Below are 26104 nucleotides of genomic sequence, written 5' to 3'. Positions count from 1 at the left end.
ATATAATTTAAACGTTGGGTGGACCGCGAAGCGCAAATAGGCTTCCCTTAAAGAATTGTGTAATTTCTTTTGATTTGAAATCAGCACTTTTAGAAAAATGGTCTAAAACGACTAAATCAAAAGCAGTTTGAAAAGAGAAAGTAAAAGTGCTTAATTTATGAGCACAAACTCCACAAAAATCATAATTGTGATGTTGATGCGTTATTTCTGTCGCAGAATTTTTTTCATGCACGCACTGAACTTCAGCAAGTTGTGCAGCTATATGTTCGTATTTGTGCAACGATTCAAACAGCATTGAAAATAATACTGTAAACGTTAATACAAAACTAAATATGGAAAACTTCTTTTTCATCTCGCGCAAATATAACGATCCTGAAATAAAAACCCATTTGTTTTAACAAAATATAAAATTTGCTAAAAACAAATGAGTTCAAAAAATTGTAGAAAAACAACTTCGTTTTTCTACCAGAAAACTTGGTTTATTTTGAAAACTGAATTTTTATACTAAATTATTAGCTACTAAATACTCTGCAATTTGTATCGTATTCGTAGCTGCTCCTTTTCTCAAATTGTCAGCTACAATCCACATATTTAGTGTGTTTTCTCGGCTTTCATCACGACGAATTCTACCCACAAAAACGTCATCTTTTCCTTGTGCATACATGGGCATTGGATACGTGTAGGTATCATTGTTGTCTTGAACCACTACGCCATCGGTATGATGCAAAATGTTTCTCACCTGATCAACGTCAAAATCATTAGTAAACTCGACGTTTACCGCTTCACTGTGTCCGCCTACAATGGGCACCCGAACCGCAGTTGCTGTAACGGCAATTGTATTATCGCTTAATATTTTTTTGGTTTCACGCACAAGTTTCATTTCTTCTTTAGTGTATCCATTATCTTCAAATGAATCACATTGTGGTATAGCATTTCGGTGAATTGGATATTTATACGCCATTTCGCCTTTAATGTTAGCATATTCATTTTCTAATTGCTGGACTGCTTTTACACCTGTTCCTGTAATGGATTGATAAGTGGAAACAATAACGCGTTTAATATTATATTTTTTATGCAAAGGTGCCAACACTAAGACCATTTGGATCGTTGAGCAATTTGGATTTGCTATAATTTTATCATCTTTCGTTAATTCGCTTGCATTAATTTCAGGAACAATTAATTTTTTAGTTGGATCCATTCGCCAAGCTGATGAATTATCGATAACTGTTGTTCCTGCTGCTGCAAATTTTGGAGCCCATTCTAGAGATGTTTCGCCACCTGCTGAGAATAAAGCGATGTCAGCTTTCATGTCAACAGCGGTTTGTAAACCTACAACAGTAAGTGATTTTCCGTTGTACTCAATTTGTTTTCCCACAGATCGCTCAGATGCTACGAGAATTAACTCATCTGTTTCAGCAATAAAATTTCTCTCTGCTAACACTTTTAACATCACTTCGCCAACCATTCCGGTAGCGCCTACAACAGCTATTTTCATAGTATTTATTTAATATTGAATATGAATTTTGAATGGCAAAAATACATAATATTAAGATCACGACAAGTGCACTAACAAAAAATAACAAAATGTTATAATTGTAACAAACTAACTGAATTGATTTGTCTATTACGGTAAAGGTTAAAAAAATTGATAAAGAAAAACCGCCTCAGTTAAGAAGCGGTTTAGACCTGAAATCAATTCAGGATAAATTAGAATATATAATGTAGCGGAAATTACTTTTTTAACAAATCTCTAATTTGGGTTAGTAATTCTTCCTGCGTTGGACCAGCTGGCGCAGCGACTACAACAACTTCCTTTTTCCTCGTTTTTTCAACAGCTCGTAGAACTACAAAAATAAAGAACGCAATAATTACAAAATTAATAACCGCTTGAACAAAATTTCCATACATAATTACAGCGGCTCCTGCAGCTTTAGCAGCTGCAAGAGTTGGATAACTACTACCATCAAGTGCAATAAATTTTTGAGTAAAATCTATTCCGCCTGTTATTAAACCTACAATTGGCATAATGATATCATCTACCGCTGACCCAACTATTTTACCAAAAGCGGCAGCTATCACCACCGCAGTGGCTAAACTCAAAACGTCACCTTTCATTAAAGATGCTTTAAAATCACTAAAAAATCCCATACGTTAGGTGTTATTTGTTACCAATAATTTTACAAAGCGAAAATAATTAAATATTTTACATTTGTTAAATTTCTACTCAAAATGGACGTTATTCTCGATAAAATACTCGTTTTACCCGTTGCGATATACTTGTAAGCACCTCATACGGAATCGTATTTAAGGCACGGGCAATTTCATTGACTGTTGGACTTTGACCAAAAATGATCACTGCATCACCTTCTTTACAATCAATTTCAGTAACATCAACCATTAACATATCCATACAAACATTACCTATTATTGGGGCTTTTTTATTTTTGATAGTAACAAATCCAAGTTCGTTACCCCAACCTCTCGCAATTCCATCTGCATATCCTATTGGAATTGTGGCAACAGTCGTTGGTTTTACAGCCATGAACTTTCGTCCATAACCTACGCTGTCTCCAGCTGGAATTGCTCTAATTTGCGAAATGATAGATTTTAACGTGCCTACATTTTCTAGTTTTTTTTGCTCTTCACTACCATTAGAAATTCCATAAAGTCCTATTCCTAGCCTAACCATATCATATTGCGCATTAGGAAAATTGCTAATTCCAGAGGTATTCATCAAATGGCGAATCGGTTGTATTTGTAATTCCCGAATCAATTTAGAGGATAATTTTTCATATAAATCTATTTGCGAATTGGCAAATTCAATATGTTGCATATCATCACTTGTTGCCATGTGTGATAAAATACTTTTTACTTTAACGGTTTGATTTCCCTTTAAAGCTGCAATTAATTCATCAATTGTATTGGCTTCAAAGCCTAAGCGATGCATTCCAGTATCAATTTTTATATGAATTGGAAAATGTTTTAATTCTTTTTGCGCTGCAATTTTAAGGAAAGCGCGTAGGCCTTTTAGACTATATATTTCTGGCTCCAATTGATATTGAATTATCGCACTAAAACTCGTATTTTCAGGATTTAAAACCATGATTGGCAACTGAATTCCCAAATTTTTTAGCGAAATTCCTTCATCGGCGAAAGCCACACCTAAGTAATCTACTTTGTGATGTTCTAATAATTTTGCAATTTCAAATCCTCCATTTCCATATCCAAAAGCTTTCACCATAACCATAATTTTTACATTAGGTTTCAGCTTCGCTTTATAAAAATTTAAATTATAACTAATTGCATTCAAATTTATTTCGAGAACAGTTTCATGGGTTTTCTCTTCTAATAATTGAACGATTTGTTCAAACTGAAACGATCGTGCTCCTTTTATCAAAATACTTTCATTGCTAAAATCTACATTCTCATAATCAGCTATAAACTCAGCTGTATTTTGATAGGTAACACAGTTCTCGAATTTATGTTTGTATTCTGAAATGGTCTCGCCAATACCTATCACACGACTAATTTTATTAGAAATAATTAAATCCGAAACCTTGCTGTACAATTCATCCATAGTCAAACCACTCTGAAAAATATCTGAAATAATTACTGTTTTATTTCCCGATTGTTTTTGGCTTTCTAGAAAATCCAACGCTATTTTCAAAGACTGAAAATCGGAGCTGTAACTATCATCGATAATGCTGCAATTATTGATTCCGTTTTTAACTTTCAAACGCATTTCCACTGGAAACAACAATTGCATTCGGTTTTGAATCGTTTGCTGATCGTATTTAAAATACAATAAAACCATCAAACACGAAATCGCATTTTCGATAGAAGCTTGATCTTGAAAAGGTATTTTTACATCAAAATGTTCTTTTCGATGTTGAATGTTTAATATTGTAAGTTCAGCAATTTTTTTTTTGGTAACAAAAACATCCGCGTCTTTATTGATAAAACTCCACGTAAAAGCATTTGCGATTGGAAAAATAAAGGATTCAATTTTTTCGTCCATTTGATAGATCACCGTTTCCGCAGTTTGAAAAAGCGACATTTTCTCTTTTATTTTTTCGTCTAAATTGATAAAACCTTCATCATGTGCTGACCCAATATTCGTCAAAACACCTAAAGTTGGTTTTATAATTTTCTGCAAATTTTTCATTTCTGTACTGACCGAAATTCCCGCTTCAAAAATCCCAAGATTGTGTTGCTCATTGATTGCAATGACTGATAAAGGCACACCAACCTGTGAATTATAACTTTTTGGACTGCGAATTACATTAAAATCTGGGCTTAATAAAAAGTTTAGCCACTCTTTTACAATAGTTTTTCCGTTGCTTCCTGTAATTCCGATAATAGGAAAATCAAAGAAACTGCGATACTGCGCTGCAAAATCCTGCAAAGCCATTAGCGTGTCTTTCACGACATAAAAGTTAGCTTTTGTTTCGCAATTTTTAGGAATGTGTGTTACCACAAAATTACGAACGCCAACATCTATTAAATCCTCAACGTAGATATGGGCATCAATATTAGATCCCACCAATGCAAAAAACAAAGTCTGAGAACCATTTTGTAACGACCGACTGTCTATAGAAACTGCATCAAGTGTAAGTGCAAAATTATTATCTATAAACGTAGCTTCTATTTTTTGAATACTGTTTACTATTTTTGGATTCATGGAATGAAAATAAATTATAATGGAAATCTTTGAACAGACGAACTAACTTTTATTAAAGTTGTAAACTTTACCAAAAATAACACTTCTTTTCAAAACGAAGCAATCGATAAAGAAGTATTAAGCCAATATTATACGCAAATCTGTATTTTATTTAATCGCTTAGTAAACTTCAATTCTATTCTCTCAAATAAGTAGATTCCATAATTTTATGCCATTTTGAAATCAGCGCTTAACGCGAATGAAGATTACTTTGCACAAAACCTACTAATTTGGATTAACATTTTCAATTGCTGATTCTCAACAGTGATAAATTTCACAGAAACAACTGCAATATGTTGTACACTTTTTGAGATTAGTTATATTTGTTAAAATGAAACCAGTACTGTTGAAAAAAATTCTCCCTTCGTTTTCTTATGTTTTCCATCCGATATTGATACCGGCAATGGCAACGTTACTGTATTTATTTTATCGCAATGGGGACTTTATAACACAAGAAAAATTTTTTATTCTTCTTCAAGTAGTAATTGTCACAATTGCCATTCCTCTTTTAGTGTTTGTGCTTCTGCGAGCAATGGGAACTGTTGATACAATAATGATGTCTAAAATATCGGAGCGCAAAATTCCACTCGTGGTTCATTGCTTTTTGCTTATTTTGTTGGTTAAAAAAAGCATTACTATTGATCGTTATCCTGAGTTGCATTTTTTCCTGTTGGGAGGATTGTTTAGTATCGTGCTAGCAATGATTTTACTTTTTGGTTATTATAAGGCAAGCCTTCACATGATAGGAATTAGTTCTTTAACTGTTTTTATAACTGGTATGAGTATGCACTTTCAAATTAATAGTATTTTGACGGTTGCAACCTTAATTCTTCTCAATGGTATCATCGCATCTTCAAGGTTAGAGATGAAAGCGCATACCAATAAAGAACTTGCAATGGGATTTTTTTTAGGAGCGATTCCTCAAATTCTTTTACTTGTCCTCTGGTTATAAAATATAAAAAATCAATCCAAGGTTTACGGATCTCATATCTACCTTTTGTCCGTTTATCATTGCCGATTGAAAAAGCGGATTTAAACCATAATAAGCATATAAATTGATCGTGTTGTATCCAGATGCAATATATGCTCCATATTGAAATTTGTTGAAATCATCATTCCCTTTAATTATAACTTTGCTATTTTCACTGGTAAAAACCGATCTGTCATGCAGTAAATAACTGAATTTTATTCCGGTGTAAATGCGCCAAAACTTGTGACTTTGAAAAGTTGAATTGCGCCATCTGAATTCGATGGGAACGTCAACAGTGAGTTGGGAAAATTTATTTTTGCTGGAATTATCAGTTGTCTTAATAATATTGTACACAGCATTTTGAGCTGTACCGGTAATAGCCATATTCTCATTATAATTATCGTAAGTAAATCCAATTCCTGTAGCAAAAGCTATCGTTCTGGATTTATTTACAGGCATATCCCTTAAAAAACCAGCTTTAAAACCTGATGAAAACTTATTTTGCGTTATACCTGCTGGTCTATTTGTCAACAAATTATACGAAACCGCAATATAAAATTGATCTTCCCTATAAAGCGAATCAACTTTTACGAGAGGAATAATCTCAGGAGCTACAATCTCTTGCGAAAACAGAGATGAAAAGCAAAGAAAAAGAAAACAACTTAGAAATATTCGCATTTTGTTTTTGTTTTAGAAATGGTTTGCGCTCGATGGATTAGGAAACTAGGTTACAAATATAAGATATTGATCGCTGCCAGCACTTTTTTCTAGTTTTGAATAGTATAAAAGTACATTGAAAAGTTTATAATTGAGGTTTAGATCTAACTGCGAAATAGCGACCACCGCAGAAAAAACTACAGTAAATAAACTGTTCGTTAATGACACAAAATATAATACCATTTATGTTTTGAATTTACTGTTAAAAAGAATTGAAATTTGTCAGGTTGTGCACGTCATCATGATTGTAATGAAACACGAAACGTTGTTTGTATGTCGCTCGTAATCTCGACTGCGCTCGATTTGACAAAAACAGGACAGTAATTTCAAAGCCCATTTGGCGTAACTATAAACGTATCATCTAGTAGGAAGTTCACCGCTGTTTATACTGATTTACTTTATTGATAAAAATATACAAAGTACAATTCCAAATTTCTTACATTTAGCGTTCTTAAATATAAACTAAGTATCAAGAAATGCATACATCCCAAACTATTCTTTTAAACATTTGTATCGATTACGATTTCAAGAGTGTTGTTTTCATCGCTTTATTTGAAAATAATAGTAAATTATAAAAATCGTACCATGACCATTCAACAATACATTACCAAAATAAACATTTTATTTCAAACCGGAAATGCCCGCGAACATTCTTACCGAGGTGATTTACAAAATCTAATAATGGCAATTTTGCCTGATGTTTTAGTAACTAATGAACCTGCGCGGGTTGCCTGTGGCGCGCCTGATTATGTGTTAACTCGAAAGGATATTCCATTAGGCTATATTGAAGCCAAAGATATTGGGATTGACTTAAATAGCAAAACCTTAAAAGAACAATTTGACCGCTATAAATCAGGTTTATCGAACTTGATTTTCACTGATTATATGGATTTTCATTTCTATAAAGACGGCGTATTTATAACTAAAATCGCTATTGCCAGTTTACAATTCCCCTCCTCTAGCGGTCGAGTTGGTTCTTCAACTGCTGAGCGAGCCGAAATTGTTCCCATTCCTGAAAACTTTGAGCAGTTCATCAACCTGATTCAAAACTTTGCACAAGTTGTTTCACAGTCTATAAAATCACCTACAAAGCTGGCGCAAATGATGGCAGGAAAGGCGCGATTAATGGCTGACGTTATTGAAAAATCACTAAATTATGACGATCAAGAAGGAAAGCGCTCGCAGCTAAAATCGCAAATGTTATCGTTTCAGCAAATGTTAATTCACGATATTGACAACAAATCATTTTCAGATATTTATGCGCAAACTATTGCTTACGGAATGTTTGCAGCGCGCTATCATGACCCCACTTTGCCCACATTTTCAAGAATGGAAGCAGCCGACCTAATCCCAAAATCAAATCCCTTTTTGCGCAAGCTGTTTCAGGACATTGCGGGTTTTGATTTGGATAATCGTTTGGTTTGGATTGTAGATGAATTGGTGAGCATTTTTCTAGCGACAGATGTAGCAGATATTATGAAAAACTTTGGTAAAAGCACCAAGCAAGAAGATCCTGTGGTGCATTTTTATGAAACTTTTTTGGGCGAATACAATCCTGCGCTTCGCAAAGCACGTGGGGTTTGGTACACGCCGCAACCCGTTGTTAATTTTATTGTTCGTGCTGTAGATGATATTTTAAAAACCGAATTCAATTTACCGCAAGGCTTAGCAGATACTTCTAAAACCAAAATCAAAAAGAAAGCTTTTACGCAAACTGGGAAAGGAGCCAACTCCAAGATTGTAGAAGTTGAAGAAGAAATTGAAGTTCACAAAGTCCAAATTCTAGATCCAGCAACGGGAACAGGAACTTTCTTGGCTGAAGTAGTCAAACACATTCACCAGAAATTCAAAGGACAACAAGGGATTTGGAGTAAATATGTAACCAATGATTTGATTCCAAGATTAAATGGTTTTGAATTATTGATGGCCAGTTATGCCATGGCACATTTAAAAATGGATATGCTACTGACAGAAACGGGTTACAGCCCCCCAACCCCCAAAGGGGGAGCTGAGGAACAGCGACTGAAAATATTCCTAACCAATAGTCTTGAAGAAGCACATCCTGACTCGCATACCTTATTTAGTTCGTGGCTTTCTGACGAAGCCGATCAAGCGAATGCTATAAAGCGTGATGCGCCGGTAATGGTAGTTATGGGGAATCCTCCGTATAGTGTGAGTAGCAGTAACAAATCGCCTTGGATTGAAAGTTTGACAGCCGATTATAAAAAGGATTTAAACGAAAGAAACATTCAACCACTTTCAGACGATTATATTAAGTTTATACGTTTTGGACAGCATTTTATTGATAAAAATGGAGAAGGAGTTTTAGCCTATATTTCGAATAACAGTTTTTTGGATGGTATCATTCATAGACAAATGCGAAAACATCTTTCAGAAAGTTTTGACAAAATCTACATATTGGATTTACACGGCGATGCTAAGAAAAAAGAGGTTTGTCCTGATGGAACACCAGACAATAATGTCTTTGACATTATGCAGGGTGTATCTATCAATTTGTTTATAAAAACAAACAAAAAGAAAAATAAAGAATTAGCTGAAATTTTTCATTGCGACCTGTTTGGAAAGAGAAATAATAAATACGATTTTTTAAGTCAAAATTCTTTACAGAATGTGAGGTGGAATTTATTAAACTACAAAGAGCCTAGCTTTTTCTTTACGAATAAAAATTTTACAGGTGAAGGTCAATATATTTTAGGCTTTAAAATTGATAATTTATTTAACACAAATAATAACGGCATTGAGACAGGTAAAGACGCTATGTTTTATTCCTTAAATAAAAATGAACTAGTCAAGGAACTTGTAGCTGTTTTTGAAAACAAAGAAGATGCTATAAAAAAATACAATATTTCAAACACTTCAAGTTACCATTTTGAAGATAAATTAAAAAGTTCAAAACTTATTTTGGAAAAGATTAGAAAAGTTAGTTATCGTCCGTTTGACATATTGTTTTGCTATTATGATGAAAAATTACAAAGAAGACCAGCTTTTAGTACAATGCAAAATATGTTTAAGAATAATTTTGCTTTATTAACTCCTAGACAATTTTCAGGTGATTTTCACCACGTATTTATTTCAACTTTACCTACTGATTGCAATTTAACAGGAACTGCGAAAAAGTTTGGAAGTGCTCCTATTTTCCCTCTCTACCTCTACCCAGAAACCAATTCCCAGCAAAACCTATTAGAAGCTCCGGAGCGAGTTCCTAATTTAAACATGGAAATCGTTAAACAGTTTGCTGATGGTTTGGGTCTTTTGTTTGTAACAGAAAAAACCACCCCGCCCGCCAGAGGCGGGCACCCCTCCAGCGGAGGGGAATTTAAAAGCGTCGATTTTGCTCCAATTGATATTTTAGATTACATCTATGCGGTTTTGCATTCGCCAACCTACCGTGAAACCTACAAGGAATTTTTGAAAATCGATTTCCCGCGAGTGCCTTATCCAACTGATATTCGAAAGTTTTATGATTTAGTGGAACTCGGTGGGCAATTACGTCAGTTACACTTACTAGAAAGCGAAACAGTAGAAAATTACATCACAGAATATCCTGAAGATGGCGACAATATTGTGGGTAAACCAAAATTTGTAGATGGTAAGGTTTATATCAATGAAGAGCAATATTTCAATAACGTTCCTGAAACAGCTTGGAACTTCTATATTGGTGGCTACCAACCCGCGCAAAAATGGCTTAAAGACCGCAAGGAGCGCGAATTATCCTTTGAGGACATTTTGCATTATCAAAAAATGATTGTGGCTTTATTTGAGACAGATCGAATTATGAAAGTGATTGATGTGGCTGGGGTGTAAAACCAAACAAATACCTATCTACCAGATAGTTAAAAGTAAAAGAAAAACAATGCAAGGATTACAGTTGTATAAAAAATTAATTAATTAAGTAGTAATGTTCACAAATATGTGAACATTATATGTATATTTGCAAAACCAATTATGGAAATAAAATTTCAAAAAGAATACTTATCCGATCTTTATCAAGGAATTGTAAAGCCGTATAAAGAATTCAAATCCAATCCGCAATTGGTTAAGCAGTACATAAAAACGATTAATGTGTTGAAATCCGTCACTCGCATTGAGCAATTGTACCAAATCAAAAGTTTGCATTATGAAAAAAAAGAAGGCGACCTGAAAGGTGTAAGTGCCGTTTATGTCAATAAACAGTAGTGCGTTCTTTTTTATGAAGTAGCTTCTGCTTCAGGTGATTTAAAAATCGATGTATTAGAAATCGAGGATTTAAGTAAACATTACGAAAAATAACAAACAAGATGACGACCACAAAAGATATAATCCCATCAATAGCGACACACCCTGGTAGTATTTTAGCAGATGAAATTGAAGCAAACGATTGTTCCCAAATAGACTTTGCAAATCTAATTGGTTTAAAACGAAGCCAACTAAACGAAATTATCAAGGGAAAAAGAAACATCAATGCTGACTTAGCTTTATTATTAGAAAAAGCACTTGGTATTGATGCTGATTTTTGGCTTGAAGCCCAAAAAAACTACGACCTAGACAAAGCTCGTATTGAAGAAAAAAATAAAATGCGATTAGAGGCAATAGAAATTTGGACTGTTATCAAATCTTTTATTCCAATTGCTTTCTTTAAAAAAGTAAAAATTATTAGCGGAGATCCTTGCATAGACATTGACACAATTAAGGGCATTTATAAGGTTGAAAGCTTAGATGAATTGGCAATCATGAGCATGCAAAGTAATTTTGCGCGATTTAAAAAATCGACAAAACTTAAAACAGATGTTATCCATATTATGGGATGGGTGAAACTCGTGCAGCACACAGCACTTAAGATCCATGTCGTGCCCTTTAATCATGAAAAGAAGGAAGAATTAATTGCACAGTTGAGAGCTATTTTTGTTAAAAATGAAAATCTACTGGAGTCCATACAAAATTGCCTCTTTGAACATGGCATTAAATTAATTTACCAAGAGAAAGGCGAGAAAACACCAGTTGATGGAGTTTCTTTTTGGAGTAATAGAAATCCGGCGATAGGAATGACTTTAAGACACAAAAGAGTTGACAATTTTGCTTTTACACTATTTCATGAATTAGGACATATTTACGAGCATTTAATAAACAATAACAAAGCAGAGTTCATCGATTTAGATATTAAAACCGAAGCTGATGACTATAAAAATTCTTTGGAAGAAATAGAAGCGAATCATTTTGCCCAAAACAACCTGATACCCCACGCAGATTGGATCCACTTTAAAAAAGAGAATCCTTTTTTAAATGTTGACGAAGCAATTATTTTATTTGCAAAACAAGTTAAAATACATCCTAGCATCGTGAGAGGCAGAGTTTGTTTTGAATTAAACGATTTTCGTTCTTTCACAATTATTGATAATGCAATACATTAAAGAATAAATTTTAACTGCTTTAATAATTCCCAACTACACATTCACCTTGTCCTGTTAACAAAACAGAAAAAAGTGAACACGTTATACTAGTCATGTTAAAAAAAACGATAAAATGTAACTTATTTAAATAGCTAATGTTATCCCTTTAAAACACAAAAACCACCTGAAGTAGTTGGTTTTTGTGTTTTAAAACTTCTATCAAATATTGCTTTCTGGGTGTAAAACTGGTTGTAAAAACAAAATATACTAAAAATCAAATGATATTGCAGAGGATGGGAGTACCTTCGGTGATCGCTAAAAAGGGCGTCCCACAAAGACATAATACCTGGCTTTACAAGCTTGAGCTTTTTTTGTTTTATAGCTTAGCCAAACTAAAAAGTTTGGCACGCTTTAAAACAAATAATGCTCCCCTTTCAGGGAGCATTATTTGTTTGCAGAGAGAAAGGATTAACTCCGTTGATCCCAAAAAGGGGCGTCCCACAAAGAAATAATGCCCAGCTTTACAAGCCTGAGCCTTTTTTGTTTTATAGCTTATCCAAACTAAAAAGTTTGGAACGCTTTAAAACAAAAAATGCTCCCCTTTCAGGGAGCATTATTTCTTTGCAGAGAGAAAGGATTAACTCCGTTGATCCCAAAAAGGGGCGTCCCACAAAGAAATAATGCCCAGCTTTACAAGCCTGAGCCTTTTTTGTTTTATAGCTTATCCAAACTAAAAAGTTTGGAACGCTTTAAAACAAAAAATGCTCCCCTTTCAGGGAGCATTATTTCTTTGCAGAGAGAAAGGATTAACTCCGTTGATCCCAAAAAGGGGCGTCCCACAAAGAAATAATGCCCAGCTTTACAAGCCTGAGCCTTTTTCGTTTTATAGCTTATCCAAACTAAAAAGTTTGGAACGCTTTAAAACAAAAAATGCTCCCCTTTCAGGGAGCATTATTTCTTTGCAGAGAGAAAGGGATTCGAACCCTCGATATGTTGCCATATACACGCTTTCCAAGCGTGCGCCTTCAGCCACTCGGCCACCTCTCTATTTTATTAAGGCTGCAAAGAACACGAAAAAAATTGAGTTAGAAAAGTAAATTCTAATTATTATATCATTTCACCGCGCAATGAAGTTTCAAAAATAGTTTTGAAGTCCTTTGCCTCTATTTCTTGACTTAACAAATACATCAGTTTTGTAATCGCCGCCTCTGTTGTGATGTCTTTTCCTGATATTACGCCTAGTTCTTTCATTCCTGTACTGGTTTCATATTGACCCATATTAACACTACCGCCAGAACACTGCGTCACATTTACAATATGTAAACCATTTGAAATTGATTGTTTTAATAAATTCAAAAACCACTCTTCCGTAGGCGCATTTCCAGCTCCGTACGTTTCTAAAACAATTCCTTTTAGATTAGCAATATTAAAAATAGCTGATAAAACGGCTTCACTAACGCCAGGAAACATTTTTATAATTGCAACATTATTATTTAATTTTTTATGGACTTTTAATTTTTGATCCTTGTGTAGTGGTAAAAACAAATCAGAATTCAATTTTAAATGAACCCCTGATTCTACTAAAAAAGAATAATTAGGCGATGTAAACGCTTTAAAATGTTCCGCATTTATTTTAGTTGTTCTGTTGCCTCTGTATAATTTATATTCAAAATACAAACAGACTTCGCTAATAACGGGCATATCGTTTTCTCTCAAAGACGCGATTTGGATTGCCGTGATCAAATTCTCTTTAGCATCCGTGCGTAAATCTCCTATAGGCAATTGTGAACCAGTAAAAATCACTGGTTTTGCTAAATTTTCTAGCATAAAACTCAATGCCGAAGCAGAATAAGACATGGTATCTGAACCGTGAAGCACTACAAAACCATCAAATGAAGCATAATTATCTTCGATAATCGTTGCGATTTTCGCCCATTTCTCAGGATTCATATTCGAAGAGTCAATTGGTTTTTCAAAAGAAATTGTTTCTATCTGGCAATCTAATTGTTTTAGTTCTGGGATTTGCAACAACAGCTTACTAAAATTGAAAGCTTTGAGCGCACCAGTATCAAAATCTTTTCGCATACCAATGGTTCCACCGGTGTAAATCAATAATATTTTGGATTTATACAACATCGTGGTATTTCAATTTACTCTCAACCGGATTAGCGTACATTGCTAAAAAACTATCTAGAGCTACTGGATTATCATGATCAATTCGCATTTCTAATCGGCGTGCGAATAGTGACTTTTCATGCTCACCATATAAATGCGAATATCGATTTGTTTTATTCACGATATCGTGAGCAATAAAATTAGTAGACCACAATTTATAATTACTCAGTATGGCATCATCTATAACTTGCGCCAATGCCACTATTTGCTTGTTTGAACTTTCATTATTTGCCTTTATAGCATCAATTTCTATGTCTAAAACTTTGCCCACATGAATATGAATTCCTTTCTTTTGTCCCAAAGCGCCACTGAGTATAGTCATGAAATCCTCATTTTTTTCTTTAACATACACTTCGTTATTGGCTTCGGCCATTAACTGCGGCATTTTCAAAGCATCGGTAGGATCGTATTCATAAGAAATAGAAACAGGAACAATTTTAATTTTTTTAAAATAATCCATCAAATTCTTTTCATCAGAACCCATACCAAGCATTTTCAAAATCCCTGGATTAGTTTCATCTTTTCCGTCTTTAGTCCTGCCCTCCCGCTGTGCAAGCCACACGGAACGATTTTCACGCGACAATAAATGACCTATATATTCCGATAGCAATTTTGAACTTTGCAGCATTTCCCTTGGCGTTAAGCCCCGTTGTACCAAAAAGTTTCGATTAAGTTTTGCCAGTGTATTTAAAAAAGACTTTTTTACTAAATTATCACCAATAGCCGATGCAGTCATTACTAATTTGTGCTCGAACAACGCAGTGTTTAGTAAAGTTGTATCTAAAAGAATATCGCGATGGTTTGAAACAAATAAGTACGAAGTGTTTGGCTCTAATTTTTCAAAACCTGATGTTGTAAGACCATCTGAGCTTTTTTCTAATATTCTTTGTACCGTTTGGTAGATGACATTACATTGAAAATCACGTATGGATTGCGTATTACGAAGTTGTTCTTTCCACACTTCCTCAGCTACATCTGGGAAAGTAAAATTCATTAATGCCTTCATCATTGGGTGATTAACAACATCGTGAAGTGCTTCGTTTATTTCGGTGTCATAAAAAGGCCGAATAGCGTCAAATTTCTGCATTATGGTTCTTAATTATTTAATTGGCAAATGAACAAAAAAAATATGTATAAATTGTGAAATCTAGTTTAAATCCCAAAAATAGCTTGAGAATTCGCAGTTGTTATCGCTGCAATTTCAGGTATTGAAAGATTATAAATTTGCGCTACCTTTTCGGCTACAGCCAGTGTGTAACTACTTTCGTTTCTTTTTCCTCGATGGGGAATGGGCGCGAGATAAGGAGAATCAGTTTCTAAAACTATATGTTTTAAATCAATTTGGTTCAAGAACTGATCAATTTTGCCGTTTTTAAAAGTCACCACGCCGCCAATTCCCAGTTTCATATTATAGGATATTGCACGCAGCGCTTGTTCATGAGTTCCTGTGAAGCAATGGAAAATACCAAATAAGTCAGCTGATTTCTCGTTTTCTAAAATTTGGAAAATTTCATCAAATGCATCTCTACAGTGAATTACGATCGGTAATTTGTATTTTTTAGCTAAGCGAATTTGAGTGGTAAAAGCAATTTGCTGCTCTTGCAAATGCGTTTTATCCCAATACAAATCGATCCCAATTTCGCCTATCGCGTAGAACTTTCGCTTTTGCAACTCATTTTCTACATGCTGTAATTCCTCAAGGTAATTCTCCTTTACATAAGTTGGGTGCAAACCCATCATTAAAAAAACATTTTCTGGATAGTTTTTCTCTAACTCATACATGCTTTCAGTGCAGGTGGAATCGATAGCTGGAATAAAAAATCGGGAAACACCAGCGTTTATAGCACGTTTAATCATGGTGTCTCTATCTTGGTCAAATTCTTCGCTATAAAGGTGCGTGTGGGTGTCAGTAATTATCATTAAACTTTTATTTCAAAAATGCAAAGTTACCGTTTTGAATGGTAAATATTTAAGTTCTAACATTTTTGTAGTAAATTTGAGAATCCTTTTTTTGATATATGAAAAACCTGAACGAAATCCTTAAAAAGGAAAATTATAAAAAAGTAAAATTTATAATTACTAAAACGCGTCATCTTTTAATAAAAGTAAAAATAAATGGCGTTTTGGGAAATTTCATATTGGATACTGGAGCTTCTAATAGTTGTATCGGATTTGAGAGTGTTGAACTATTTTTATTAGTACCTAAAAAATCTGCCTCTAAAGCTGCTGGAGCTGGAGCAACTGGAATGCTGACTCAAATAGCCACAAAAAATCACTTACAAATAGGTAACTGGAAAAATAATACGTTTGACTTAGTTATTTTCGATTTATCGCATGTGAACGAAGCGTTAATGCAACACAAAGCGAATCCAGTACATGGAATTATTGGTGCTGATATTTTAATGAAAGGAAAAGCAATTGTAGATTATTATAATCACTATTTGTATTTGCTTAAATAAGAAATATTTATCACGATAATATATCGGAAGTTGTATTGATAGCAACAACTGAGTTCCAACCCTCTTTAAAAGATCGGACGGAATCTTCCCAGTCAATTATACCTTGTAGTACAACACAACTTATAAATCCTAATATAAAAATTTTAATTTCTCTTTTACTTATTTTCATTTTTGCTACTTTTTCTTCAAATATAAAAAAAAATCCCAAAGACCTGAATAGGAATTTGGGATTTATATTTTGGAATTTTATTTCTTACAATTCAAATGCCTTTTTAGGATTGTTATCCAATAATAATTCCATTGGATTTTCAAGTGCTTCTTTCACCGCTACTAAAAAACCAACAGACTCGCGACCATCGATAATTCTGTGGTCATAAGAAAGTGCTACATACATCATAGGATGAATTTCTACTTTACCGTTTACAGCAATAGGACGCTCGATTATGTTATGCATTCCAAGGATTCCTGATTGTGGAGGATTGATAATAGGAGTAGATAACATGCTTCCAAAAACACCACCATTAGTAATTGTAAAAGTTCCTCCAGTCATATCATCAACAGTGATTTGACCATCACGTGCTTTTATAGCTAATCTTTTAATATCAGCTTCAACTCCACGAAACGTTAAATTTTCAGCATTACGAACTACGGGAACCATAAGCCCTTTTGGTCCTGAAACTGCAATGGAAATATCGCAGAAATCGAAAGCAATTTTGTGATCACCATCCATCATTGAATTTACATCTGGAAATAAATGCAACGCTCTAGTAACCGCTTTCGTAAAGAAAGACATGTATCCTAGTCCAATTCCGCCATGTTTCGCTTTGAACGCATCTTTGTATTCTTTACGAATCGTGTTGATAGGCGTCATATTAACTTCGTTGAAAGTAGTTAACATTGCTGTTTCGTTTTTAGCAGCAACTAAACGCTCCGCTACTTTACGACGCAACATTGATAATTTAGTTCTTTCAGATCCGCGAGATCCACCAGTAGGAGTTCCCATTGAAGGCACTGCATTTACTGCGTCTTCTTTAGTGATTCTTCCTGCTTTTCCAGATCCTGATATTGAAGCTGGCGCAATGTTTTTCTCATCTAATATTTTTCTTGCTGCTGGAGACGGTGCCCCTGAAGCATAAGTTGTAGTTGCTACTGGAGCAGCTTTTGGTGCTTCAGCTTTGACTTCAACTTTAGCTGTTTCTACCGCTTTAGCGACCTCAGCTACTTGTACATCGCCTGATGGTTTAACGCCATCAGTATCAATATGACAAACAACTGCACCTACTGCCACAGCATCGCCTTCTTCTGCTTTGAGAGTTATAATTCCACTGGCTTCCGCTGGCAATTCTAGTGTTGCTTTATCTGAATCAACCTCAGCAATTGCTTGGTCTTTCTCTACATAATCTCCATCTTTTACTAACCAAGTTGCAATTTCAACTTCTTTGATTGATTCCCCTGGTGATGGGACTTTCATTTCTAAAATCATCTTTATACTATTTTATTTATGAATTCTAAATGTTATTTATAACTGTGTTCGTTTATTATTTTTGTTATTTGTAAATCTAATTCAGGAATATTTTCTCTCGTGATATTCCATATCATTTCAAAATCAACACCTTGATAATGATGAATTATTCGGTCTCTTAATTTTGCCATATAGCTCCACGGCACATTATTATATTTTAGGCGGAAATCAAGACTTAAATTTTTAGTTGCTTCACCAATAATTTCAAAAGCTCTTGTAATTGCTCTTTTTAGTATTTCATCTTCATAAAACTCATCCTCACTAACTTTACTCATTGAATCAAGGATAAATCTTACCTCAACATAAATATGTCTAATAAATTCTATTTCATCCAATTTTGACATAATCAACTTCTTTTAAAATATGAGGACCAATAAACTTACTTAGCCCTCTTTTTGAAACGATATCAATTTTATTATTTTTAAACAGACTTTCTAGTAAATTACAAAAATCAATATAATTCATTAAAGTTTTTTTTTCTTTAACAAAATCTACTAGAATGTCAATATCGCTTTCATTTGTTTGTTCATTTCTAACATAAGAACCAAACAAACCAATTTCAATAACACCGAAGTTTTTTATCGCTTCTTTGTTAGCTATTATAGTTTGAAATATGTCCTGTTTTGTCAGCATTATTTTACTCTAATAAATTCTTTATCGAAATATCTTCATCAATCTCTTCCCAATGAACGCCTTCGCCTTTACCTATAAACCTCCATTTTTTGAGCTGTTCCGATGTTGCTTTTCTTAATCTAGGAAACCATTCTAATGGAACGGCTAGTTCACGACCATCTTCTAAGTACACTATCATTTTGTTTTCCGAAAAAACAATGTCTATTGCATTTTTTGATTTACTAATTATTGAAAAACTCATCCCATTTTTGTATTAAAAGTTCTTGATTTGCTTCTACTAAATTACGCATTGTTTTTAATTGAGTTGGATTAAATCCTGAAGATTTTACCACTTCAATATGTTCTAAATTAAATTTGGCTGTCTTTTCAGCTTTTTCAATATGAATATATGCTGGCAAATGTTCTTTACTATAAAAGAAAAATCAAAATCCATCAATTAGTAAAACAGTTGGCACTAATTAAATAAATTTTTATCAAATACCATTCGAATCGCATCAGCATGACGGCGCTTTGCGCGTGTGTAACTTCCTGCTGCTGGAGCTGCATACGCTTTAAGCGAAGCTAATCTCCATTTTACTAAATCAAAATTCATCAACATAAAGCTGTAGGCTCCCATGTTTTTTGGTTCTTCTTGTGCCCAAACATAGTCATCTGCGTTTGGATATCTTGCAATTATATCTTTCAACTGCTCTACTGGCAATGGAAACAACTGCTCGATTCTCACTACTGCAACATCATTACGACCGTTAAGTTCCCTTTCGGCAGTGATGTCATAATAGAATTTACCGGTACAGAAAACAAGTGTTTTTACATCTGCTTTATTTACTGTTTCATCATCAAATGTTTCTTGAAAAGTGCCTTGAGTAAAATCTTCTATTGAAGAAACACATCTTGCATCACGTAACAAACTCTTTGGTGTAAACACAACAAGCGGTTTACGGAAAGTTGTTTTCATTTGTCTTCTCAACAAGTGAAAAAAGTTGGCCGGTGTTGAACAATCAGCTACATACATATTGTGTCTTGCACAAAGTTGCAAATATCTTTCCATTCTAGCAGATGAATGCTCCGCTCCTTGACCTTCATATCCGTGCGGCAATAATAAAACAATTCCGTTCTGGTTGTTCCATTTGTCTTCACCGCAAGAAATGTATTGGTCAATCATAATTTGGGCACCATTGGAAAAATCCCCAAACTGTGCTTCCCAAATTGTCAATGCATTTGGATTTGTCAATGCATAACCATAATCAAAACCTACAACAGCATATTCTGACAACAAGGAATTATAAATCGTAAATTTTCCTTTTTTACCTTCTAAGTTGTTTATTAAGGTTACTTCTTCCTCTGAGTCTTCCACTTTTACAACGGCGTGACGATGAGAGAAAGTACCGCGTTCTACATCTTGCCCAGAAATACGAATATCATAACCTTCTTGCAAAAGTGATCCGTAGGCTAAATGTTCGGCCATTCCCCAATCTAACTTATTGCTTTCGAAAAACATTGTTTTTCTATCGTTGATTAGTTTTTGGATTTTATTAATGAATTTTTTATCTGATGGCAAATTACAAACTGCATTAGCAACTGCGGTAAGACCTTCTTTTGAATAAGAGGTATCTACTTTTTCAAGCATTTGCGTATCAGAAACTCTTTTAAACCCTTGCCATTCATTTTTCATAAATGGAGTAATGATCGTCAAATCTTTTTTACGTGACTCTTCTAAGTTTACTTCTAGGTTTAGTTTATATTCTTTCTCTAGCCCTTTTACAAAAGTGTTATCAATTACTCCATCTGCAAGTAATTTTTCCATATAGATGTCTCTTGGATTTTTATGACTAGCAATTATTTTATACAATACTGGCTGAGTAAAACGGGGCTCATCGCCTTCATTATGTCCGTATTTTCTATAACCTAATAAATCAATAAATACGTCACGTCCAAATTGCATTCTATAATCTAAAGCAAATTCTATTGCATGAACCACTGCTTCGGCATCATCAGCATTTACATGTAAAACTGGCGAAAGCGTCACTTTGGCTACATCTGTGCAATAAGTAGAGGAACGTGCATCAAGGTAATTTGTGGTAAATCCTACTTGATTATTGATTACAATATGAATAGTTCCTCCAGTTTTGTATCCATCTAGTTGTGCCATTTGTACAATTTCATACAAAATGCCTTGACCTGCAATTGCGGCATCACCGTGTACGGCTATTGGTAAAACTTTAGAAAAGTCTTCAGGAAAATATTTGTCTTGTTTAGCTCTGGTTATTCCTTCAATAACTGCACCTACAGTTTCGAGGTGCGAAGGATTAGGCGCTAAGTTGATATTGATTTTTTTACCCGTACTAGTTACCTTATCAGCAGTAAGTCCTAAGTGATATTTTACGTCTCCATCAAAATATTCCTGATCATAATCTTTCCCATCAAACTCACCAAAAATATCTTGTGTCGATTTGCCAAAAATATTTGCTAAAACATTCAAACGACCGCGGTGAGCCATTCCCATAACAAATTGTTCTACTCCTTTTTCAGCTGCTTTTTCGATTAAAGCATCTAAAGCCGGAATAATTGATTCGCCACCTTCAAGAGAAAAGCGTTTTTGCCCAACATATTTGGTATGCAAAAAGTTTTCAAAAGAAACGGCTTGATTCAATTTATTGAGGATTGATTTTTTTTGATCTTGCGAAAAATTAGGTTGATTATCATTGACACCCAATTTATTTTGAATCCATTTGATCACCTCCGGATTACGAATGTACATATATTCTACCCCTATGTGTTGGCAATATATGGTATCTAGATGCCTAATGATTTCTTGAAGGGTACACGGCTGAATATTAATTGCTTTAGCAGCGTCAAAAACCGTAGATAGATCTGCAGATGAAAGACCGAAGTTTGTGATTTCAAGTGTTGGCGATGAAGCTCGTCTTTCTCTTACCGGATTTGTTTTAGTAAACAAATGACCACGAGTACGGTATCCATCGATTAATTTCAATACATTAAATTCTTTCTGAAGCTTATCAGAAACTAAACTATAATCCGTGTTATTTGAAGCGAAATTTGCAATTTGCTCGACTGGATTTTCCTCATTGTAAGTCGTCATTCCAAAGTCAAAGCCTTGAAAAAAACTTCTCCAACTAGGTTCCACGCTATCTGGATTTTCTAAATATTGATCGTATAACTGGGCAAAAAATTCTGTGTGTGCTGCGTTTAAAAATGAAAACCTATCCATAATGTTTAGTGAATATACCTTTTTTGTTAAAATAGTTTGGCAAAAGTACAATAATACAATAAATTTATAATTTAATTTAAGATACTTTTACGGTGAATGTTGTTAAAAAAAATGAAATCTTATGAGAAACAATACCTTCGTGATCGCTTTACACTGTTTTTTACTAATAACAACTTTATTGGGTAGTGCTACTTTATGCGCACAACAAAATAACGGGGCGATTTCTACACAAAATGATTTTTGGAAAAATGTACAATTTGGAGGAGGCCTTGGATTAGGTTTTGGCTCTGGTTTTACTGATATCACTGTAGCGCCAAGTGCCATCTATAATTTTAACGAATATATAGCTTTAGGCATCGGGGCTCAATATTCCTATTTAAAGCAAAGAGATTTTTTTGCCACTAATTTGTATGGTGGAAGTTTAATAACTTTAGCTAATCCCATACCCCAGATCCAGTTGTCTGCGGAGTTGGAGCAGCTGCGCGTAAATCAAGGTATAGACGGCACTAGAACTAATTCGTTAAATTACTGGAATACCGCGCTGTTTGTTGGAGTAGGATATCGATCTGGATTTGCAACCATTGGAGTTCGATATAATGTGTTGAACGATAGCAATAATATTTATGGTAGCGCTTTTATGCCATTTGTTCGAGTGTTTTTTTAATAGTTTTGTTGGAGGATTTGGAATTTGGAATTTGAGAATTTGAGAATTTGGAATTTGGAATTTGGAATTTGAGAATTGGAATTTGGAATTTGAGAATTGGAATTTGGAATTTGAGAATTTGGGATTTGGAATTTAGGATTTAGGATTTGGAATTTAGAAGAAAGTCAATAACAAAAAATGGGCAACCATTTTTAAATTAGTATCATGAAAAAAATTATTCTGTTTTTATTCGTTTTTTATATTAGTTCCTCTTTTGGACAAAAAAGCATTTTACAATCTGGTCCAATGGTGGGTTATTGCGAAATGACAGAAGCCGTTATTTGGTTGCAAACCACAAAAAATAGCACTGTAAAAATAGTATATTCTCCTACTGACAATCCTTCTCAGCTTTTATCCTCCGAAAATTACACAACTTCAAAAGACGTGGGTTATACATATCATATTGTTTTAGACCAATTGCAACCCGGCAAAAAATACAATTACTCGGTTTATATTGATGAAAAGAAAATAACATTGCCTTATGAAACTTCGTTTTCATCTAAAAAATTGTGGCAATGGCGGGAGGATGCTCCTGATTTTACGATTGCCTTTGGAAGTTGTACCTATGTAAACGAAACTGCGGTGGATCGACTTGGAAAACCTTATGGAAGTGGCTACTCTATTTTTGAAAGCATTAGTAAAAAAAATCCCGATATTATGATATGGGGTGGAGATAATATTTATTTAAGAGAATCAGATTGGGATAGTAAAACCGGAATTTATCATAGAAATACGCATTCTAGATCTATCACGGAAATGCAGCCTTTACTGGCAAAAACTCAAAATTTTGCTATTTGGGATGATCATGATTACGGACCAGATAACAGCGATCGCAGTTTTTATAATAAGCAAATTACTCAAAAAGCGTTTAAGGACTTCTGGGCAAATAAAAATTACGGAATTAATCCTGATCAAAATGAAGGTGTTTATTCGACTTTTAATTGGGGCGACGCACAATTTTTTCTTATTGACGGTCGGTTTTTTAGATCGCCCGATGCACGAATTACCGGAGCCAAAACCATGTTGGGAAACACACAATTTGAATGGTTGATTGACGCTTTGAGCGCTTCTAAAGCTAGTTTCAAAGTAATAATAATAGGAAGTCAAATACTGAATAATGCTGCTGATAGCGAAAACTACAGCCAATTCCCAGAGGAAAAAGAAAAGATATTCCAAGAAATTGCAGCAAATAAAGTAAAAGGAGTTTTCTTTTTGAGCGGTGATAGGCATTTTGCTGAATTGTCAGTAATGCCGCGGGAAAATACTTATCCTATTTACGATTGGACAGTATCACCACTAACTTCTGGAGTTGCTTCTGAGCGAGTTTTAAAGGAGGACAATAAATTTAAAGTTGCAGGAAGCACATTTATTCAACATAATTTTGGGACTGTTTCTTTTGAAGGTTCAAAAGAAAACCGAAAAATGAAACTTACGTTATTTGACAAAAACGGAACAGAATTATGGAATAAAACAATTTTAAAAACAGAGCTTGAATAATTAATAGTTATTTCTAAACCAAACTTTTTGCCATTCTCTTTTCAGAATTAAAAAAGCGACTTGTTCTGCAAGAATAACTAAATCTGATCCATCGAGCTTTTTAATTTCACTTTCAGATACGTCAATAATGTACAGAAGGTTTAAATATTCTGCGAATTTATATTGTATTAATCGGTAGATTTTTTCGTGTAACTCACTTTTTAATTCGTCAGCAGAAATAGTCAATGACAGATCTATTGACTCATTTGCTAAATTAAAATCTTTGTTTAGCTGTTCCACTAACTTTAGATATAAACTTTCTTTTTCAGCTTGTGAAAGCAGTGAGTCGGTATTTATAGGCGCTAAATACATGGGATTTGAGATTTAGGATTTGCAAAATAGTTTTGATTTTAGATTGTAGATTAACGATTTTAGATTTACAAAATAGTTTTGATTGTAGATTGTAGATAAACGATTTTAGATTTACAAAATAGTCATGATTTTAGATTTCAGATTAACGATTTTAGATTTCAGATTTACAAAATAGTTTTGATTTTAGATTGTAGATTAACGATTTTAGACTTACAAAATAGTTTTGATTTTAGATTGTAGATAAACGATTTTAGATTTTAGATTTACAAAATAGTTTTGATTTTAGATTGTAGATTAACGATTTTAGATTTCAGATTTACAAAATAGTTTTGATTTTAGATTGTAGCTTAACGATTTTAGATTTCAGATTTACAAAATAGTTTTGATTTTAGTTTGTAGATTAACGATTTTAGATTTACAAAATAGTTTTGATTTTAGATTGTAGATTAACGATTTTAGACTTACAAAATAGTTTTGATTTTAGATTGTAGATTAATGATTTTAGACTTACAATATAGTTTTGATTTTAGATTGTAGTTTAACGATTTTAGATTTCAGATTTACAAAATAGTCTTGATTTTAGATTGTGGATTAACGATTTTCGATTTCAGATTTACAAAATAGTTTTGATTTTAGATTGTAGATTAACGATTTTAGATTTCAGATTTGAAATTTTAGATTTCAGATTTGGAATTTGGAATTTGGAATTTGGGATTTGGGATTTGGGATTTGGGATTTGGAATCTAAACTTTTCTTCCCATCAAATTTTCACCAAAATCTTTCAAAATGTCCTTCTTTTCAGCGCTAATATTTATTTTTTCCAGTGTTTGAAAAGCTTTCAAAGTAAAATCATGAATGGCATCCTGAGTCGCTTTTGAAGCTCCTGAACTATTAAAAAGTGCTTTAACAACTTCAATTTTTTCTGAGCTGTCTTCGGGATGAATTGAAAATAAACGACTTAATTCCGCTGCGTCATTTGGATTCGAAAAAGCCATAGCTTTGAGATACAAGTACGTTTTTTTATTTTCTATTATGTCGCCACCAACTTGCTTGCCAAAGGTTTCTGGATTGCCAAAAGCATCTAAATAATCATCTTGTAACTGAAATGCTAAACCTAAATTTAATCCAAAATCATAAATTAAATTAGCATCTTCGGTGGAGGTTCCAGCAATAATTGCCCCCATTTTCATAGCAGCCGCTACTAAAACTGCGGTTTTATATTGAATCATTTTTAAGTATTCATCAATCGTAACATCATTACGTTGCTCAAAATCTACATCCCATTGCTGACCTTCACAAACTTCAAGTGCTGTTTTGCTAAATAATTTTGCCAAGTCTCTAAATACAATTGGCTCATATTGTTCAAAATATTGGTACGCTAAAATCAGCATCGCATCACCAGATAAAATACCAGTATTTAAATCCCATTTTTCATGTACCGTTTCTTGTCCTCTTCGCAATGGCGCATCATCCATGATATCATCATGAACTAGCGAAAAATTATGAAAAACCTCAATAGCCAGCGCTGCAGGCAATGCTTTTTTGTAATCGGCATTGAAAATTTCAGCAGTCATTAAAGTTAAAACCGGACGAATTCTTTTACCACCAAGGTCTAGAATGTAATGAATAGGTTCGTATAAATTTCGTGGCTCTTTAGTTTCATATTGAGATTGCAAATAGTCTGACAGAAATTCTTGATATTGATAAATGCTGTGCATTGCTGTTTTGTTTAAAGTTCAAA

The 26104-nt window shown here is 33.8% G+C and carries 22 protein-coding genes, 1 tRNA gene and 1 pseudogene; 7 read left to right on the top strand and 17 right to left on the bottom strand.

What is annotated here, in order from left to right; genetic code table 11:
* Positions 1–7: 7 nt before the first annotated feature.
* From BUB42_RS10230 to BUB42_RS10215, 4 genes are all read right to left on the bottom strand, one after another.
* Positions 8–352, bottom strand: coding sequence for a hypothetical protein (locus BUB42_RS10230; RefSeq protein ID WP_073019837.1), 345 nt, complete (start codon positions 350–352; stop codon positions 8–10).
* Positions 353–499: 147 nt separating this feature from the next.
* A complete protein-coding gene (locus tag BUB42_RS10225; RefSeq protein ID WP_073019835.1) occupies positions 500–1495 on the bottom strand; it encodes an aspartate-semialdehyde dehydrogenase in 996 nt (331 codons plus the stop codon).
* A 236-nt stretch (positions 1496–1731) separates the two neighbouring features.
* Positions 1732–2148 (bottom strand): large conductance mechanosensitive channel protein MscL, encoded by a 417-nt coding sequence (mscL, locus tag BUB42_RS10220; RefSeq protein ID WP_073019824.1) that lies wholly within the window; start codon positions 2146–2148, stop codon positions 1732–1734.
* An 88-nt stretch (positions 2149–2236) separates the two neighbouring features.
* Entirely contained in the window at positions 2237–4681 is a 2445-nt protein-coding gene (locus BUB42_RS10215) for a bifunctional UDP-N-acetylmuramoyl-tripeptide:D-alanyl-D-alanine ligase/alanine racemase (RefSeq protein WP_073019822.1), read from the bottom strand.
* Positions 4682–5051: 370 nt separating this feature from the next.
* Between BUB42_RS10215 and BUB42_RS10210 the strand changes: the two genes are divergently transcribed.
* Positions 5052–5672: a hypothetical protein gene (locus tag BUB42_RS10210; protein WP_244533918.1), complete on the top strand. Its 621-nt coding sequence runs from the start codon at positions 5052–5054 to the stop codon at positions 5670–5672.
* Here the strand turns inward: BUB42_RS10210 and BUB42_RS10205 are convergent.
* The gene (locus BUB42_RS10205; protein ID WP_073019820.1) at positions 5667–6368 is read right to left on the bottom strand and encodes a porin family protein; all 702 of its coding nucleotides are present in this window, start codon (positions 6366–6368) and stop codon (positions 5667–5669) included. The two genes, BUB42_RS10210 and BUB42_RS10205, sit on opposite strands and share 6 nt — an antisense overlap.
* Positions 6369–6992: 624 nt before the next feature.
* Here BUB42_RS10205 and BUB42_RS10200 point away from each other — a divergent pair.
* The 3 genes from BUB42_RS10200 (at position 6993) to BUB42_RS10190 (ending at position 11815) form a co-directional block, all read left to right on the top strand.
* Positions 6993–10232 carry a type ISP restriction/modification enzyme gene (locus tag BUB42_RS10200; RefSeq protein ID WP_073019818.1) on the top strand — a complete coding sequence of 1080 codons (3240 nt, stop codon included), beginning with the start codon at positions 6993–6995 and terminating at the stop codon, positions 10230–10232.
* A gap of 141 nt (positions 10233–10373) precedes the next feature.
* The gene (locus BUB42_RS10195; RefSeq protein ID WP_073019816.1) at positions 10374–10604 is read left to right on the top strand and encodes a type II toxin-antitoxin system RelE/ParE family toxin; all 231 of its coding nucleotides are present in this window, start codon (positions 10374–10376) and stop codon (positions 10602–10604) included.
* Between the two features lie 101 nt (positions 10605–10705).
* Positions 10706–11815, top strand: a complete 1110-nt coding sequence (locus tag BUB42_RS10190) for a HigA family addiction module antitoxin (protein WP_073019814.1) — start codon at positions 10706–10708, stop codon at positions 11813–11815.
* Positions 11816–12756: 941 nt separating this feature from the next.
* Here the strand turns inward: BUB42_RS10190 and BUB42_RS10175 are convergent.
* From BUB42_RS10175 to BUB42_RS10160, 4 genes are all read right to left on the bottom strand, one after another.
* Positions 12757–12841, bottom strand: a tRNA-Ser gene (locus BUB42_RS10175).
* 60 nt (positions 12842–12901) lie between these two features.
* Positions 12902–13930 carry an asparaginase gene (locus BUB42_RS10170; RefSeq protein ID WP_073019808.1) on the bottom strand — a complete coding sequence of 343 codons (1029 nt, stop codon included), beginning with the start codon at positions 13928–13930 and terminating at the stop codon, positions 12902–12904.
* The gene (locus BUB42_RS10165; protein WP_073019807.1) at positions 13920–15056 is read right to left on the bottom strand and encodes a 1-acyl-sn-glycerol-3-phosphate acyltransferase; all 1137 of its coding nucleotides are present in this window, start codon (positions 15054–15056) and stop codon (positions 13920–13922) included. Before BUB42_RS10165 ends, BUB42_RS10170 begins: the two co-directional genes overlap by 11 nt.
* A 65-nt stretch (positions 15057–15121) precedes the next feature.
* Positions 15122–15889 (bottom strand): TatD family hydrolase, encoded by a 768-nt coding sequence (locus tag BUB42_RS10160; protein WP_073019805.1) that lies wholly within the window; start codon positions 15887–15889, stop codon positions 15122–15124.
* A gap of 98 nt (positions 15890–15987) precedes the next feature.
* Here BUB42_RS10160 and BUB42_RS10155 point away from each other — a divergent pair, with 98 nt between their 5' ends.
* The gene (locus BUB42_RS10155; RefSeq protein WP_073019803.1) at positions 15988–16428 is read left to right on the top strand and encodes a retropepsin-like aspartic protease; all 441 of its coding nucleotides are present in this window, start codon (positions 15988–15990) and stop codon (positions 16426–16428) included.
* 253 nt (positions 16429–16681) lie between these two features.
* Here BUB42_RS10155 and odhB read toward each other — a convergent pair whose 3' ends face one another.
* From odhB to BUB42_RS10125, 6 genes and pseudogenes are all read right to left on the bottom strand, one after another.
* Positions 16682–17911, bottom strand: a complete 1230-nt coding sequence (gene odhB / locus BUB42_RS10150) for a 2-oxoglutarate dehydrogenase complex dihydrolipoyllysine-residue succinyltransferase (protein ID WP_073019801.1) — start codon at positions 17909–17911, stop codon at positions 16682–16684.
* A 32-nt stretch (positions 17912–17943) separates the two neighbouring features.
* Positions 17944–18294 (bottom strand): HepT-like ribonuclease domain-containing protein, encoded by a 351-nt coding sequence (locus BUB42_RS10145; protein ID WP_073019799.1) that lies wholly within the window; start codon positions 18292–18294, stop codon positions 17944–17946.
* Positions 18278–18583: a nucleotidyltransferase family protein gene (locus BUB42_RS10140; RefSeq protein WP_073019797.1), complete on the bottom strand. Its 306-nt coding sequence runs from the start codon at positions 18581–18583 to the stop codon at positions 18278–18280. Before BUB42_RS10140 ends, BUB42_RS10145 begins: the two co-directional genes overlap by 17 nt.
* Before the next feature lie 4 nt (positions 18584–18587).
* Entirely contained in the window at positions 18588–18824 is a 237-nt protein-coding gene (locus BUB42_RS10135; protein WP_073019796.1) for a DUF2442 domain-containing protein, read from the bottom strand.
* Positions 18805–18993: pseudogene (locus tag BUB42_RS10130) on the bottom strand (DUF4160 domain-containing protein); the annotation flags it as partial. The gene BUB42_RS10135 and the pseudogene BUB42_RS10130, both read right to left, overlap by 20 nt.
* A 44-nt stretch (positions 18994–19037) precedes the next feature.
* Positions 19038–21812, bottom strand: coding sequence for a 2-oxoglutarate dehydrogenase E1 component (locus BUB42_RS10125; protein WP_073019794.1), 2775 nt, complete (start codon positions 21810–21812; stop codon positions 19038–19040).
* A gap of 121 nt (positions 21813–21933) precedes the next feature.
* Between BUB42_RS10125 and BUB42_RS10120 the strand changes: the two genes are divergently transcribed.
* Positions 21934–22476, top strand: a complete 543-nt coding sequence (locus BUB42_RS10120; protein WP_073019793.1) for a hypothetical protein — start codon at positions 21934–21936, stop codon at positions 22474–22476.
* A 204-nt stretch (positions 22477–22680) separates the two neighbouring features.
* Positions 22681–24012 carry an alkaline phosphatase D family protein gene (locus BUB42_RS10115; protein WP_073019791.1) on the top strand — a complete coding sequence of 444 codons (1332 nt, stop codon included), beginning with the start codon at positions 22681–22683 and terminating at the stop codon, positions 24010–24012.
* Here the strand turns inward: BUB42_RS10115 and BUB42_RS10110 are convergent, their stop codons facing one another.
* Both BUB42_RS10110 and BUB42_RS10105 read right to left on the bottom strand, forming a co-directional pair.
* On the bottom strand, positions 24013–24363 hold the full coding sequence (locus BUB42_RS10110; protein ID WP_073019789.1) for a hypothetical protein: 351 nt from the start codon (positions 24361–24363) through the stop codon (positions 24013–24015).
* Positions 24364–25106: 743 nt separating this feature from the next.
* The gene (locus BUB42_RS10105) at positions 25107–26081 is read right to left on the bottom strand and encodes a polyprenyl synthetase family protein (RefSeq protein ID WP_073019787.1); all 975 of its coding nucleotides are present in this window, start codon (positions 26079–26081) and stop codon (positions 25107–25109) included.
* Between the last annotated feature and the right edge of the window lie 23 nt (positions 26082–26104).

The organism is Flavobacterium micromati, assembly GCF_900129585.1.
Classification (GTDB): Bacteria; Bacteroidota; Bacteroidia; order Flavobacteriales; family Flavobacteriaceae; genus Flavobacterium; species Flavobacterium micromati.
Note: the sequence above shows the minus strand (reverse complement) of the source record. Positions and strands in the feature narration are given on the sequence as shown.